This window comes from Pseudoalteromonas sp. SR43-2 (assembly GCF_014163885.1).
Classification (GTDB): domain Bacteria; phylum Pseudomonadota; class Gammaproteobacteria; order Enterobacterales; family Alteromonadaceae; genus Pseudoalteromonas; species Pseudoalteromonas distincta.
Genome location: NZ_JACJED010000005.1, coordinates 22,027 through 36,135, shown reverse-complemented (window position 1 = coordinate 36,135; position 14,109 = coordinate 22,027). Strand labels below are relative to the sequence as shown.

Below are 14,109 nucleotides of genomic sequence, written 5' to 3'. Positions count from 1 at the left end.
CTAAAAATTCAGTTGTCCTAGTGACACATTTATGTGTCCCCATCGTCTAGAGGCCTAGGACACCGCCCTTTCACGGCGGTAACAGGGGTTCGAATCCCCTTGGGGACGCCACTTACTTATTTTAAGTATTGTGTAAAGCAGTGTGACACCGCACTCTCTATGCACGACGTTATCAAGAGTACCAATCTCTTAGATATGTCATTTACTACTTAGATAGGAAAGTGCAGTGTTATTAGAATAAAACCACAAATTAATACCCTCATTTATACCTCATTTTTATATCAATCTATTTACACTTTGTTACAAAACCAAACCCATAATCGCTCCATATTCCTTGTTGTACTTTTAATTAGTCTTTAAACTCATTGAGTTAATTTAAATATGGACTAAAAAATGAAACTCACAAAAATTGCACTTGCTGTTTTACTTGCATCAGGGTTGGCTGCATGTAATAGCTCAACTCAAGCTGTTGATAAAAATATTGTTACAGAAACATCAATTCCTGGCGTTACACTTATTGAATCAGTGAAATCTAATGCAGGTGAAATCAACATACCGTATAAAAAATATAAACTAGATAACGGTTTAACTGTAATTGTGCATGAGGATCATTCAGATCCCTTAGTACACGTTGATGTAACATACCACGTTGGTTCTGCTCGCGAAGAGTTGGGTAAGTCAGGCTTTGCTCACTTTTTTGAGCATATGATGTTTCAAGGTTCAGAAAATGTTGCTGATGAGGAACATTTTAAAATAATATCTGAAGCAGGCGGTACTTTAAATGGTACAACTAACTCAGATAGAACAAACTATTTTGAAACAGTACCTGTAAATCAATTAGAAAAAATGTTGTGGCTAGAAGCTGATCGAATGGGTTTTTTACTCGATGCTGTAACCCAAGAAAAATTTGAAGTACAACGCGAAACAGTAAAAAACGAGCGCGGCCAACGTGTTGATAATCGCCCTTATGGTCGTTTAGGTGAACGTGTTGCTCAAGCGATGTATCCAGACGGCCATCCATATTCATGGCCTGTAATTGGTTTTATGGACGATTTAAATCGCGTAAATGTAAATGATTTAAAAGCATTCTTTTTAAAATGGTACGGACCAAATAATGCAACGCTTACCATTGGTGGTGACATCAGCGCTAATGAAATACTGCCATTAGTTACTAAATACTTTGCACCAATCCCAAAAGGCCCTGAAATACCTAAAGTTGAAAAAACAGCGGTAACACTAAATGCCGATAGATATATTTCAATGGAAGATAAGGTTCACTTACCTTTATTAAGTATGAGTTTCCCAACGACTTACGCTCGCTCTGAAGATGAAGCACCTCTTGATATACTTGCTGAAATATTAGGTGGAGGTAATAATTCACTACTATACAAAAACCTAGTTAAAACTCAACTTGCTGTTCAAGCAAGTGCAAATCATCCATGCCAAGAGTTAGCGTGTTCAATTAGTCTTTATGCTTTACCAAATCCTACAGCAGGGAAAACGTTAGCTGATATGGAAAAAATCATTCGTGATTCATTTGTTGAATTTGAAGAGCGTGGTGTTACACAAGATGATTTAGATAAAGTAAAAGCTAAAATAGAGTCAGGTGCAATTTTTGGTCTGCAAAGCGTATCAGGAAAAGTCTCTCAACTAGCCGCATCTGAAACGTTTACAGGTAACCCAAACTCAGCTAAAGATGAGATTTCACGTTATAACAAAGTTACAAAAGCTGATGTTATGCGTGTTTTTAATCAATATATCAAAGGTAAATCTGCCGTTATTATGAGTGTTGTGCCAGAAGGTCAAACTCAACTTATAGCTGCCCCAGACAACTTTACGCCTAAAGCGCATGATTTTGGAGGTCCATCTACAACTTCAGCTGATGATTTAGTGGCACGAAGAGCTGTTGATACATTTGATCGAAGTGTTCACCCTGTAGCCGGCGCAAATCCTGCTGTTGATGTTCCTTCTCTTTGGCAAACTAAGACCGAAAACGGTATTAAAATATTAGGTACGCAAAGTACAGAAACGCCAACCACCGCTATTTTCATTAAAGTTCCGGGTGGCTTGTATAATGAGCAAGCTAGTAAAGTGGGTTTATCGTCAATGACTGCATCGTTAATGAGCGAGTCAACGCAAAACTACACTACAGAGCAAATGAGTAACGCGCTTGAAAAACTGGGTAGCCAGGTAAGTATCTACTCAGATAAAACACATACAAATGTGTATGTTTCTAGCTTAACCAAAAATGTAGATGCAACGCTAAAGCTTGTTGAAGAGAAATTATTTAAACCAGCATTTAATGCCGATGACTTTGAGCGTAATAAAAAGCAAATCATTCAAAATATTCAACATTCAATGAAGGATGCAGGGTATTTAGCATCTAATACATACAGCAAATTACTATATGGCGACAATATAGCTGCACTTCCAAGTACTGGAACGCTTAATAGTATTGAGGCTATTACATTAGATGACGTTAAAGCTTTTTATAACGCAAACTTTAAACCACAGGGCGCGCAAGTCATTATTGTTTCTGATTTAAAAGAGTCAAAAATTGAGCCAAAGGTTAAAGCTACACTTGCAAACTGGCAAGGTAAATCGAGCCCAGTAGCGGTTGATTTCAGTGAACCTAAAGTAGAAACTAATGTCATTTATCTTGTAGATAAACCAGGTGCCCCTCAATCAGAAATTCGTATTGGTAAACGCGATATGGTTGAAGACATTACTGGTGAGTTTTTTAAAGCTAACTTAATGAACTTTGCATTTGGTGGCACGTTTAACAGCCGTATCAATCTAAATTTACGAGAAGATAAAGGCTACACTTACGGTGCTCGCTCTCGTTTTTGGGGTGATAAAACATCAGGCGGCTTTACAGCTTCTGCAGCGGTGAGAGCCGACTCTACTGCAGCGTCTATTACAGAGTTTACTAATGAGCTTAATAACTATGCTCAAAACGGTGTCACTGATGAAGAGCTTATGTTTATGCGTAAAGCTATCAATCAAAAAGATGCGCTTAAATACGAAACGCCTAATGCAAAACTTGGCTTTTTAGCACAAATATTAGAGTTCGATTTAAAACCTAGCTTTGTAAAAGAAAGAAATGAGATTGTTAGCAATATTAGCAAAGAAGAAGTTAACGCCTTAGCTAAAAAACACTTAAACACTAAAGATATGATTTATTTAGTAGTGGGTGATGCTAAAACACTTCGCCCAGAGCTTGAAAAATTAGGTATGAAGGTTGTTGACTACAGTCTTTAACATTTAAATAATTAGAATTACAAAGCAGCTTTTTTAGCTGCTTTTTTTTGCCTGATTTTAGAGTGTTGATCTTTTCGAAAGTAGATTACAAGGAACAACTACAGCGTCTTTTTTTAGATATAAAATATAATTTTGTAGTTTAAACCTTCAAATAACACCCCATTCCTAGCTTTATTATTCAGTACTTATAAAGATTCAATTTGGTAGCATAAATTTAGACATCCAACTTTATTAGGAGGATTTATGGCAAGTGGGTGGGCACGAGACGGTGCAATTCAAGATCAAATTGATGCAAGTGTTAACGACGCCGTACAGTATGCAAGAAGCAATTTAATATCTGGTGCAAGTGCTGAGCTATGTGACGAGTGCGATGAAAAAATCCCACAAGCACGAAGGCTCGCGCTACCAGGAGTTCGCTACTGTGTTGCATGCCAAGCTGCAATAGAAGGTAATGATGCTAGCGCTAAATCGTTTAATAGGCGTGGTAGTAAAGATAGTCAGTTGCGTTAAAAAAAGGTGCTGCAAAGCACCTTTTATTTAATACCAATCTGCATAACCATTTGAATAATATATAAAATTAAACCCTCCATAGTTATACCAACCAGCATAAATCTTTGATCAATCTAACGAATTAAATTGCACTATAACGTAGTTAAAAATTTTTTATTTAGAACAACTAAATAAAAAAATTTTTGCCTAGTTCTAGCGTAATTTTCTTAACGTTAAATAGACCCCATATATAAGCAGATTGGCATTAAGCAAATTGTTATTACTTGAATTGGTTGTTAAGTAATTTAAAATTTACTCATGTCTTCTTTTTTCTGAATTAACTCAATTGCATAGCCATCTGGGTCTTTTACAAAAGCAATTTCAGTAGTACCGCCTTTTACAGGCCCTGGTTCACGGCTTACATTGCCACCAGCAGCTTTAATATCTGCACATGCTTTGTAAATATCATCAAATTCAATAGCAATATGACCATACCCATTACCTAGGTCGTAGCTATCCTCGTCCCAGTTATAAGTTAGCTCTAATACTGTGTTATCTGCTTCGTCGCCATATCCAACAAAGGCAAGAGTGTATCTGTATTCACTGTTATCAGCTCTGCGTAATTCTTTCATACCTAATATTTCAGTATAAAAAGCAATTGATTTATCCAAATCGGCTACACGAAGCATAGTATGTAATAAACGCATTTTTAGTTCCTTTAGTTATTTATTCAAAGTTAAGGATATTTTTAATTAAGCGCTATTATTAAGCGCGTTTTAGGGGGGTTATATGTATTAGCCATATATGTAGGCATTATATATAAATCACAACCTTAATATGAGAGTGGGCTTAAAACAGTTTGAGTTCGACCTTTATAAATTACCAATTAATGAATCATTTTATTAAATTTTGGATATTTAAATAACCAGTACTCAATTATTGGTCAACCTATTAGTATGAAAAAGTTACTGATTGTTCAACAAAAGTTAACCTTTGCTTAATTGTGTCATTGCTATGTAACTATCTGTTTTTATAGATTATTAAATTTATTATTGTGTGATTTGTAAAAATATGGCGTTTGCTTGGTTAACTTATTGGTTGACAAAAAAGTCGTATGGTAATACAGTTTTTGCATACCAATTGGTAAGTTGCTTGGTTTGAGTGAATACAATGTATTGGTAATTAATCAGAGTTACGTTTTGCACAGGTTAATTTATAAATAACTCAAGCTTAAAGTTACTCTACAAATTGAAACAAAAGACACAGCGTATTTATAGAGTAAATTTTACTTGTTCTTATAAAAGTATGCGCCACATATTTAGGAGTTATTCATGTCAAAACCAGTCATCGGTTTCATCGGCTTAGGCTTAATGGGCGGCAACATGGCCGAAAATTTACAAAACAAAGGCTATGAGCTAATTGTTATGGACCTTAGCAAAGATGCGGTTGCAGCATGTGTTGCTAGAGGCGCAAAAACAGCAAGCACTGCAAAAGAGCTAGCTGAAGGTTCAGATATTGTTATGTTTTGTCTTACAACGTCTGCCGTTGTAGAAAAAATTGTTTACGCAGAAGACGGTATCCTAGCGGGTATTAAAGAAGGTGCAGTATTAGTTGATTTTGGTACTTCTATCCCATCATCTACTAAAAAAATTGGTGCTGATTTAGCAGCTAAAGGCGCAGGCATGATCGACGCGCCACTAGGTCGTACACCAGCACATGCTAAAGACGGTCTTTTAAACATTATGGCTGCAGGCGATATTGATACATTCAATAAAGTTAAACCAGTACTGGAAGATCAAGGTGAAAACGTTTTCCATCTTGGCGAGCTAGGTGCAGGTCACACAACTAAGCTTATCAACAACTTCATGGGCATGACGACAGTATGTGCTATGTCACAAGCATTTGCAGTGGCAGAGCTTGCTGGTGTTGACCGTCAACAACTTTTCGACATTATGTCGACTGGCCCATCTAACTCACCGTTTATGCAATTTTGTAAAAATTATGCAGTTGATAATGTTAGCGACCTGGGTTTCTCGATTGCTAATGCAAACAAAGATTTAGGCTACTTCCTACAAATGGTAGAAGACCTAGGTACTGAATCAAAAATTGCTGAAGGTTCATCAGCTAACCTACAAGCAGCGTTTGACGCTGGTATGGGTCAAGGTAACGTTCCTGAAATTTTTGATTACTTCAAAAAGTTAGAAAAGTAATACTTCTCGACCTTATTGAGCGCTTTGAGCTTTAACTTAAAGCGCTTTAACACACATGACACCAATTGACTAAAGTCTTTGTGTAATGTCAGCTTTTTTTAATTCTGATGAAGCACTACTTTCAGTCACAACGAAAAAGAGTTAACTATGCGTTTGATTAATACAATAAAGCTTAGTCTAGTTCTCATCGGTTGCATATCCACACAAGTAGCGGCCAAAGATTATTTTATAGAAAATAAACAAGCTTTTAATGATATCGCAGCTAATCTAGTTGCTGGCGACAAAGTAGTACTTAAAAATGGTACTTGGTCTGACTTCGAAATTTTACTTGAAGGCCAAGGTACAAAAAACTCTCCTATTATATTAACCGCTGAAACTAACGGAAAAGTAATTCTATCAGGTCAATCTAACCTAAGACTTGCAGGTAAATACCTTGAAGCTTCTGGTTTAGTATTTAAAGACGGCTACACACCGAGCTCAGCTGTAATAGAATTTCGTAAAAATAAAAATGAATTAGCCTACAATTCACGCGTTACTCAAACAGTAATCGATAATTACAGTAATCCAGACAAGCGAGAGTCTGATTATTGGGTTGCCTTATATGGACAACATAACCGCTTTGATCATAGTCATTTAGTTGGCAAACGAAATAAAGGTGTGACAGTTGCTGTTCGTTTAAACACTAAAGCAAGCCAGGAAAACTATCATCGTATAGATAACAACTATTTTGGCTACCGTCCTACTTTTGGTTCTAACGGTGGTGAAACCCTGCGTATTGGCACAAGCCATTACTCACTAACTGATTCGCATACATTGGTTGAAAATAATTACTTTGAACGTACCAATGGTGAAGTCGAAATTGTTTCGGTTAAATCAGGTAAAAACATCCTTCGTAATAACGTATTTTATGAAGCGCGCGGTACATTAACGCTGCGCCATGGTAATGGCAATCTTATAGAAGAAAATATCTTCATTGGTAATGGTGTTGATCACACAGGTGGTATCCGCGTTATCAATAAAGATCAAATTGTAAGAAATAACTACCTACAAGGCCTAACAGGCTATCGTTTTGGCAGTGGTTTTACTGTGATGAACGGCGTACCAAATTCATCTATTAATCGTTATCACCAAGTAGAAAATGCGACGATTGAAAACAACACATTTATAAATGTGCGTCATATTCAACTTGCTGCAGGTAGCGATGCTGAGCGTAGCGCAGCCCCAAAAAATAGCGTAATGAAAAACAACTTAATCATAAACCAAAATGGTGAACAGCCATTTACAACATTCGACGATGTAAGTGGGTTAGTATTAAGTAACAACATTGCAGATACAAAAGTGCTTTCTGAGCTAACGTACGGTGTAAAAAAAGATAAAATCACGCTGGAAAAAGCAAGTAATGGTCTACTTTACCCAACATCTAAAAGTTTAAATGTAGGTGCAAAGCGCGATTTAAAAGTACTTAAAAAAGAAGATACCGGTGTTAGTTGGTATGCAAAAGTACCTGCTTTAGTTGATTTTGATTCTGGTAAGACACATTCTGTTAAAGCTGATGTAAGTGCATTACTAGATGCTATTGATAATGCAGAGTCGGGCGATGTTCTAGAACTAGCGCCTGGCCAGTATGATGTGTCTAAACTGGTTAAAATTGATAAAACGTTGACAATTAAAGCAAAGCAGAGCGCAAAGGCTAAACTTACTTTTCAACGCTCTACCTTGTTTGAAATACATGATGGCGGCAGCTTAAAACTAGATGGTTTATCAATTTCAGGTGAAAACGCGCCAGATGCAATAGGTAACAGCATTGTTCGAACGCAAAAATGGGGTATGGTTGATAATTACCGCTTTGTAATGATCAACTCAGAGTTAAATGCTTTAGATATTAATCATTCATTCCATTTCTTTATCACTGGTAAAGGTGCAATGGCTGACGAAATTATTGTTACAGGTAATACCTTTAATACAGTAACAGGTGACATTTTACGTCTAAATACTGAAATTGAAGACTTAGGTGTTTATAACGCGGAATACGTTATTGTCAATAATAATACATTTAATGATGTAGAAGGCGGTGTACTTAAGCTTTACCGTGGTGGCACTGATGAAAGCACATTTGGTCCTCATTTTGAAATGACAAATAACACGCTTAATAACGTTGGCCTTGGTAAGCGTAACAAAGAGCAAGCGAGCATTTATGTTCACGGTGTTCAGGTTACTAATATTAAAGATAATAAATTTGTTAAATCTGCTCCTATTGTTGTAGAGCACACAGTAGGCGAGCCTAAAACTGAAATCTCAGGCAATACATTTGATGCAACTAAAGCACCAAATGTTAAAGAGTTAAGAGTTAAAGGCCCACACACGGCAGTATTAAAAAATAACAACATTTTAAATAAGGCAGGGTAAATACTATGTACTTATTAAAATGCCAAACACGTTTTAAAATAGCTGCTGTAGCTGCAATTACATTACTTACATCACTGGGGGCGCATGCAGCGCACCCAAACTTAGTGATTACTACTGATGATGTTAAGCAAATGCGCCAAGCAATTAGTAGCAACGGTAGCACAAAGTTTGCTACTGCGTTTGAATCGCTAAAAGCGCAAGTAGATGAACAAATTGCAAAGCCTATCACTGTACCCGTTCCAAAAGATGGCGGTGGTGGTTATACACATGAGCGCCATAAGAAAAATTATCAACTTATGTACAACGCGGGCATTATTTATCAATTAAGCCAAGATGATAAATACGCAAACTATGTACGTGATATGTTGCTTGAGTATGCAAAATTATACCCAACGCTTGGTCTGCATCCAAAACGTAAAATGGACTCGCAAAATCCAGGTAAGTTTTTTTGGCAAAGCCTAAATGAAGCAATGTGGCTTGTGTACACAATACAAGCTTATGATCTAATTTATGACTCGTTAAATGCCGATAATATTAAAACAATCGAGAATGACTTACTCCGTCCTGTTTCGTTGTTCACATCTGTAGGCCAACCGTCTACATTTAATAAAGTACATAACCATGGAACATGGGCAACAGCGGGTGTTGGCATGGCAGGGTATGTATTAGGCGAACCTGAGTGGGTAGAAAAATCATTATACGATTTAGAAAAGTCGGGTAAGGGTGGCTTTATTAAGCAGCTAGAGATGCTGTTTTCACCACAAGGTTACTATAACGAAGGTCCTTACTATCAACGCTTTGCACTATTACCATTTGTAACGTTTGCTAAAGCGATTGAAAACAACGAACCACAACGAAAAATCTTTGAATATCGCGATGGCATATTATTAAAAGCGATTGATACAACGATTCAACTTAGCTACAACGGTTTGTTCTTCCCAATTAACGATGCAATAAAAAGTAAAGGCATCGATACCATTGAGTTAGTAAATGGGGTAACGGCAGCGTATGGCTTAACCAGCGATGCAGGTTATTTAGATATTGCTAAGCAACAAGACCAAATAATTCTCTCTGGTGATGGGCTAAAAGTAGCTCAAGCACTTGATAACAACATGGCAAAACCTTATTCGTATAAATCCGTTGCCTTCGGTGATGGTAATGACGGTAAACAAGGTGCTCTAGTTGTAATGAGAACGCAGGTAGGTGGCGATCAAGCGCTACTGTTTAAACCTGCTGCACAAGGTTTGGGCCATGGTCATTTTGATAAATTAACATGGCAGTTTTACGACCACGGAAATGAAATTGTATCTGATTATGGCGCAGCACGTTTTTTAAATGTAGAAGCTAAATACGGCGGTCGTTATTTACCTGAAAACGAAACTTACGCTAAACACACTGTTGCGCACAATACGGTAGTGGTTGACGAAACAACGCATTTTAATGCAAATGTTGAAGTAGGAAATAGTAATTACCCTGCACTTAACTTTTTCGAAACGAATGAATACGGCACGGTTTCAAGCGGCGAAATAAGCACAGCTTATAAAGGCGTTGATCTTGAGCGTACGCTTGCACTTATTAACTTACCTGAACTACAAAGCACAGTTGCACTTGATATATTTGATGTTGTTGCAAATAAAGCGCATCAGCTTGACCTGCCTTTGCATTATAAAGGTCAGCTTATCGATACCAGCTTTGAGCTAAAAGCAAATGCAACGCAGCTGTCTGCGCTAGGTACTAAAAATGGCTACCAACATTTATGGCTTAAAGCTCAAGCGCAACCTCAAAGTGGTTTAGCTAAAGTAACGTGGTTAAACGAAAATGGTCGCTTTTATACGCAAACGAGTTTGGTTAAAGGTGATGAGTCTTTCTTGTTTACTCAAATAGGCGCAAACGACCCTGATTTTAACTTACGCAACGAAAACGGTTTTATTCGTCGTGTTGAGGGTCAAAAGCATCATAAATTTATATCTGTATTAGAGCCACATGGTGAGTACAACCCAAGTAAAGAATATACCCTAGAAGCTGTTAGTCGAGTTACAAAGCTTGAATATAGTCAGCAGGGCGATTTAACACTTGTTGAACTTGATATTAAAGGCAACTCATATTTAGTGGCTATTAATAAAGCACAAACATCAGCTAAAAACACATTCAATTATCAAAATAAAGAGTTCACTTTAAATGGCCGATTAGGCGTTTATATGATGAACAATAATCAGGAGTAAATAGGATGCAAAAGCAAAGCGCAAACTTTTCATTTGGTAACGAGACCGAAATAGAAGACTTAGGAAATGGTCTAAAACGTCAAATGCTAGGTTATAACGAAGAGCTAATGGCTGTTAAAATTTGGTTTGAGAAAGGGGCTATTGGTTATAACCATGCTCACAGACATTCTCAAGTAACGTATGTTGTTGAAGGTGAGTTTCACTTTAACATTGATGGCGTAACTAAAATCTTAAAACCGGGTGATAGCTGCTTAATCCCACCATTTGCTGATCATGGAGCTACCTGCCCAACAGGCGGAATCCTGATTGATACTTTTAGCCCAGCGCGTGAAGACTTTCTTGAGGATTAATTATGCAACTTAAAGGCTTACGTTGGTGGGTTATAGCGCTAATAGCGCTAGCTACCATTATTAACTATATCGACCGCCAAGCACTTAGTGTGCTTTGGCCGGACATTGTTGAAGATTTATTTCCTGATGAATCAGCGCTAGAACGCAAACAAATATACGCTAATATTTCTATTGTGTTTGTATTTGCTTATGCATTTGGTCAGGCAATCTTTGGTAAAATATTTGACTGGGTGGGCACACGCTTCGGTTTTGTACTATCAATAGGTGTTTGGTCTATTGCAACCGTTGCGCATGCATTTGCACAAGGTGTACTTAGTCTTAGTATTTTTCGCGCAATCTTAGGTGTAGCAGAAGCCGGTAACTGGCCTGGTGCAGCTAAAGGTAACGCAGAATGGTTCCCTACTAAAGAACGTGCTTTAGCACAGGGTATTTTTAACTCTGGCGCCGCAATTGGCGGCATTATTGCTATTCCTTTAATTGCTTATTTAACTATCTACTTTAGCTGGCAAATGGTGTTTGTTTTTGTTGGTGCATTAGGTTTCCTTTGGTTAGTTCCATGGTTAATTTTAGTTAAAGCACCGCCTAGCTCACATCCTTGGCTGACTGCCGAAGAACGTGAATATATCTTAACGGGTCAAAGACGTGTTGATGACAACGGTGATGTAACTGGTGAAGACGAAGAGGAATATAACCCTACAACTGCTGAGTTACTTTCTCGTAAGCAAAGCTGGGGTGTAATCATTGCCTCTGCCGCAATTGACCCAATTTGGTGGTTATTTGTTTTTTGGATACCTATTTACCTAAATGAAGTATACGGTATGGATGTTAAATCTATTGGTATATACGGTTGGGTACCTTATGTTGGCGCTATGTTTGGTGCTTGGTTTGGTGGTTTATTGGCTCAAAATCGACTCAAAGCAGGTTGGAATACAGATAAAACACGTAAGCTTACTATTACGCTGGGTTGTTTAATTATGTTACCAGCACTACTTGCAATGGCAAATCCAGGCGGACCAACAACAGCGGTACTAATTATGGCTGTTATCTTATTTGGTTTTCAAACTGCAATTGGTAACGTGCAAACACTACCAAGTGATTTGTTAGGTAAAAAAGCAGTGGGTACATTATCAGGTTTTTCTGGTATGGCGGCAAAGCTTGGTGCTGTAGGTCTTACATCGCTAGTACCTTTTCTTACTGCTGATGGTAACTACACACCAGCATTTGTAATTGGTGCTTCTTTAGCCATCATTGCAATGGCAGCTGTTTGGATTTTAATTCCAAAAATAGAACCTCTTAAAAAGCCTCAATAATCTAGATAATAACTGCTATGCCAACATATTTTGTATATGTGCATAGCAGTTAACTACATAGGGTAACTTCCAAGATGAAAAATATTTACTTTATCGGTGAATGCATGGTCGAGCTTAGAGCTATGAGCGCGGCAACACTGCACCAATCATTTGCAGGCGATGTTTATAATTCTGCAGTGTATTTAAAACGTTGCTTCCCGCAGGTTACTACTTCGGTTGTTACGGCTTTAGGTCAAGATAATTTAAGTAAAAAAATGCTAGAACGCTTTGAGAGTGAACAAATAAATACGCAACTTGTATTTGCTCACGACACCAAAGTACCTGGTATGTACTACATAGAAACTGATGAGCATGGTGAGCGTAGCTTTATTTATTGGCGCAATGATTCTGCAGCTAAAAAGGTTGTTGATTTTTTAGATGCTGATGCACTCGAGCAGCTTAGCCAAGGTGATATGTTTTTCTTTTCAGGAATTTCATTAGCAATAATTGAAGAAAGTGCACGTGAAGACTTTTGGAAAGTTGTAAAGCAGCTTAAAGATGCTGGGGTTAAAATCGTTTTTGATCCTAACTATAGAGCACGTTTGTGGAATAGTGTAGAGGAAACAAAAGAGCAATATCATTTAGCCTTTACGTTTGCAGATATTACCCTACCAGGCGTTGAAGATTTAACAACACTTTATGGCGTTCATAGCGTAGAAGCAGTTGTTGAATATTTAAAGCCTTACCAAATTGGAGAAATTATTGTTAAAAATGGCCCTGAATCGGTAGTGACAAAAGAGGGCGATACGCTTCAAAGCCACACTATTGTACCGGTCAAAAACGTTGTAGATACAACATCAGCAGGCGATGCCTTTAACGGTGTTTACTTAGGTGCACGTTTATCTGATAAATCAATTTCAAGTGCTGTACAACTTGCTGCAAAAGCGGCAGGGACTGTTATACAGCAACCAGGTGCTATTGCTCCAAAAGATATATTTCAGCTAGCAATGGCTGAAGCTGGCATGTGATACCAATTTTATTAAAAACATGATCACCTTAGCGTATTAAATAACTCACTAACTACGTTAAAAATTATTTATATAGAGTAACTATGTATCATAATTTTAGCCTTGTTATTGAGCTATTTTCTTGTCGCTATAATAACTCATTAATTTAATGCAATTGGTATAACATAATAATCAAACATTAAAGGCCGCCATACCTCGGCCGCATTACTTTTTATAAAGGAACAACGTTATGACTCGCTTTTCTGAACTTATGGCAGGACAAACACTGCTACCTATAATTCAAGCAGATACTCCAGAGCAAGGTGTTCAAATAGCGAAAGCTATGGCCAATGCTGGGCTTACTTTAGTTGAAGTAGTGCTAAGAACAGAGGCATCAATAGAGGCATTAAAAGCTATTAAAGCACAGGTGCCTGAGCTAAAAGTAGGTGCAGGGACAGTCATCAATACTGATATTTTGGAGCAAGCACTTGAAGCGGGTTCTGATTTTATTGTAACCCCAGCGGTGTCTCCTGCGTTACTTGAAGCACTTGCTAAATGTAATGTGCCGGTACTTCCTGGTGTATCAAACACCGGTGATATTTTAATGGCGCTTGAGTATGGCTTTGAAGAGCAAAAATTATTCCCAGCATCGCTTGCTGGTGGCGCTCCTTTTGTGTCAGCTGTGTCGTCAGTATTTAGAGCAGTCAGCTTTTGTCCTACAGGTGGCGTTAGCGAAAGTAACAAAATGGACTATCTTTCTTTAAATAATGTATTCGCCGTTGGCGGTACTTGGATAGCGAAAAAAGAATGGGTTGAACAAGAAAATTGGCAAGCAATTACTGATTCTTGTATCCAGGCTTTAAAATAGAAAGGAT

10 protein-coding genes and 1 tRNA gene are annotated in these 14,109 nt (G+C 37.6%); 10 read left to right on the top strand and 1 reads right to left on the bottom strand.

The window, feature by feature from the left end; genetic code table 11:
- The first annotated feature begins 35 nt into the window (after positions 1 to 35).
- The 3 genes from H5120_RS05640 (at position 36) to H5120_RS05630 (ending at position 3,771) form a co-directional block, all read left to right on the top strand.
- A tRNA-Glu gene (locus H5120_RS05640) sits at positions 36 to 111 on the top strand.
- A 282-nt stretch (positions 112 to 393) separates the two neighbouring features.
- Positions 394 to 3,261 (top strand): pitrilysin family protein, encoded by a 2,868-nt coding sequence (locus tag H5120_RS05635; protein ID WP_182673843.1) that lies wholly within the window; start codon positions 394 to 396, stop codon positions 3,259 to 3,261.
- A 243-nt stretch (positions 3,262 to 3,504) separates the two neighbouring features.
- The gene (locus H5120_RS05630) at positions 3,505 to 3,771 is read left to right on the top strand and encodes a DksA/TraR family C4-type zinc finger protein (protein ID WP_024591534.1); all 267 of its coding nucleotides are present in this window, start codon (positions 3,505 to 3,507) and stop codon (positions 3,769 to 3,771) included.
- Positions 3,772 to 4,055: 284 nt separating this feature from the next.
- On the opposite strand, the gene gloA is transcribed toward H5120_RS05630, so the two are convergent.
- The gene (gene gloA, locus H5120_RS05625) at positions 4,056 to 4,457 is read right to left on the bottom strand and encodes a lactoylglutathione lyase (RefSeq protein WP_024594782.1); all 402 of its coding nucleotides are present in this window, start codon (positions 4,455 to 4,457) and stop codon (positions 4,056 to 4,058) included.
- Positions 4,458 to 5,081: 624 nt separating this feature from the next.
- Between gloA and H5120_RS05620 the strand changes: the two genes are divergently transcribed.
- The 7 genes from H5120_RS05620 (at position 5,082) to eda (ending at position 14,102) form a co-directional block, all read left to right on the top strand.
- Positions 5,082 to 5,960: an NAD(P)-dependent oxidoreductase gene (locus H5120_RS05620; protein ID WP_002962960.1), complete on the top strand. Its 879-nt coding sequence runs from the start codon at positions 5,082 to 5,084 to the stop codon at positions 5,958 to 5,960.
- Positions 5,961 to 6,107: 147 nt separating this feature from the next.
- Positions 6,108 to 8,366: a polysaccharide lyase 6 family protein gene (locus tag H5120_RS05615; RefSeq protein WP_165724343.1), complete on the top strand. Its 2,259-nt coding sequence runs from the start codon at positions 6,108 to 6,110 to the stop codon at positions 8,364 to 8,366.
- Between the two features lie 5 nt (positions 8,367 to 8,371).
- Positions 8,372 to 10,588, top strand: coding sequence for a heparinase II/III family protein (locus H5120_RS05610; RefSeq protein ID WP_182673842.1), 2,217 nt, complete (start codon positions 8,372 to 8,374; stop codon positions 10,586 to 10,588).
- Between the two features lie 5 nt (positions 10,589 to 10,593).
- Positions 10,594 to 10,938, top strand: coding sequence for a cupin domain-containing protein (locus tag H5120_RS05605; protein WP_002962963.1), 345 nt, complete (start codon positions 10,594 to 10,596; stop codon positions 10,936 to 10,938).
- A 2-nt stretch (positions 10,939 to 10,940) separates the two neighbouring features.
- The gene (locus H5120_RS05600; RefSeq protein WP_002962964.1) at positions 10,941 to 12,248 is read left to right on the top strand and encodes an MFS transporter; all 1,308 of its coding nucleotides are present in this window, start codon (positions 10,941 to 10,943) and stop codon (positions 12,246 to 12,248) included.
- Positions 12,249 to 12,322: 74 nt separating this feature from the next.
- Positions 12,323 to 13,255, top strand: a complete 933-nt coding sequence (locus H5120_RS05595) for a sugar kinase (RefSeq protein ID WP_182673841.1) — start codon at positions 12,323 to 12,325, stop codon at positions 13,253 to 13,255.
- Positions 13,256 to 13,484: 229 nt separating this feature from the next.
- Positions 13,485 to 14,102, top strand: a complete 618-nt coding sequence (gene eda, locus H5120_RS05590) for a bifunctional 4-hydroxy-2-oxoglutarate aldolase/2-dehydro-3-deoxy-phosphogluconate aldolase (protein WP_002962275.1) — start codon at positions 13,485 to 13,487, stop codon at positions 14,100 to 14,102.
- Positions 14,103 to 14,109 lie beyond the last annotated feature (7 nt).

Excerpts from the sequence above, each read along its gene's own strand:
- H5120_RS05635 (WP_182673843.1), top strand. The coding sequence starts at position 394 with ATGAAACTCACAAAAATTGCACTTGCTGTTTTACTTGCATCAGGGTTG.
- H5120_RS05630 (WP_024591534.1), top strand. The coding sequence starts at position 3,505 with ATGGCAAGTGGGTGGGCACGAGACGGTGCAATTCAAGATCAAATTGAT.
- gloA (WP_024594782.1), bottom strand. The coding sequence starts at position 4,457 with ATGCGTTTATTACATACTATGCTTCGTGTAGCCGATTTGGATAAATCA.
- H5120_RS05620 (WP_002962960.1), top strand. The coding sequence starts at position 5,082 with ATGTCAAAACCAGTCATCGGTTTCATCGGCTTAGGCTTAATGGGCGGC.
- H5120_RS05615 (WP_165724343.1), top strand. The coding sequence starts at position 6,108 with ATGCGTTTGATTAATACAATAAAGCTTAGTCTAGTTCTCATCGGTTGC.
- H5120_RS05610 (WP_182673842.1), top strand. The coding sequence starts at position 8,372 with ATGTACTTATTAAAATGCCAAACACGTTTTAAAATAGCTGCTGTAGCT.
- H5120_RS05605 (WP_002962963.1), top strand. The coding sequence starts at position 10,594 with ATGCAAAAGCAAAGCGCAAACTTTTCATTTGGTAACGAGACCGAAATA.
- H5120_RS05600 (WP_002962964.1), top strand. The coding sequence starts at position 10,941 with ATGCAACTTAAAGGCTTACGTTGGTGGGTTATAGCGCTAATAGCGCTA.
- H5120_RS05595 (WP_182673841.1), top strand. The coding sequence starts at position 12,323 with ATGAAAAATATTTACTTTATCGGTGAATGCATGGTCGAGCTTAGAGCT.
- eda (WP_002962275.1), top strand. The coding sequence starts at position 13,485 with ATGACTCGCTTTTCTGAACTTATGGCAGGACAAACACTGCTACCTATA.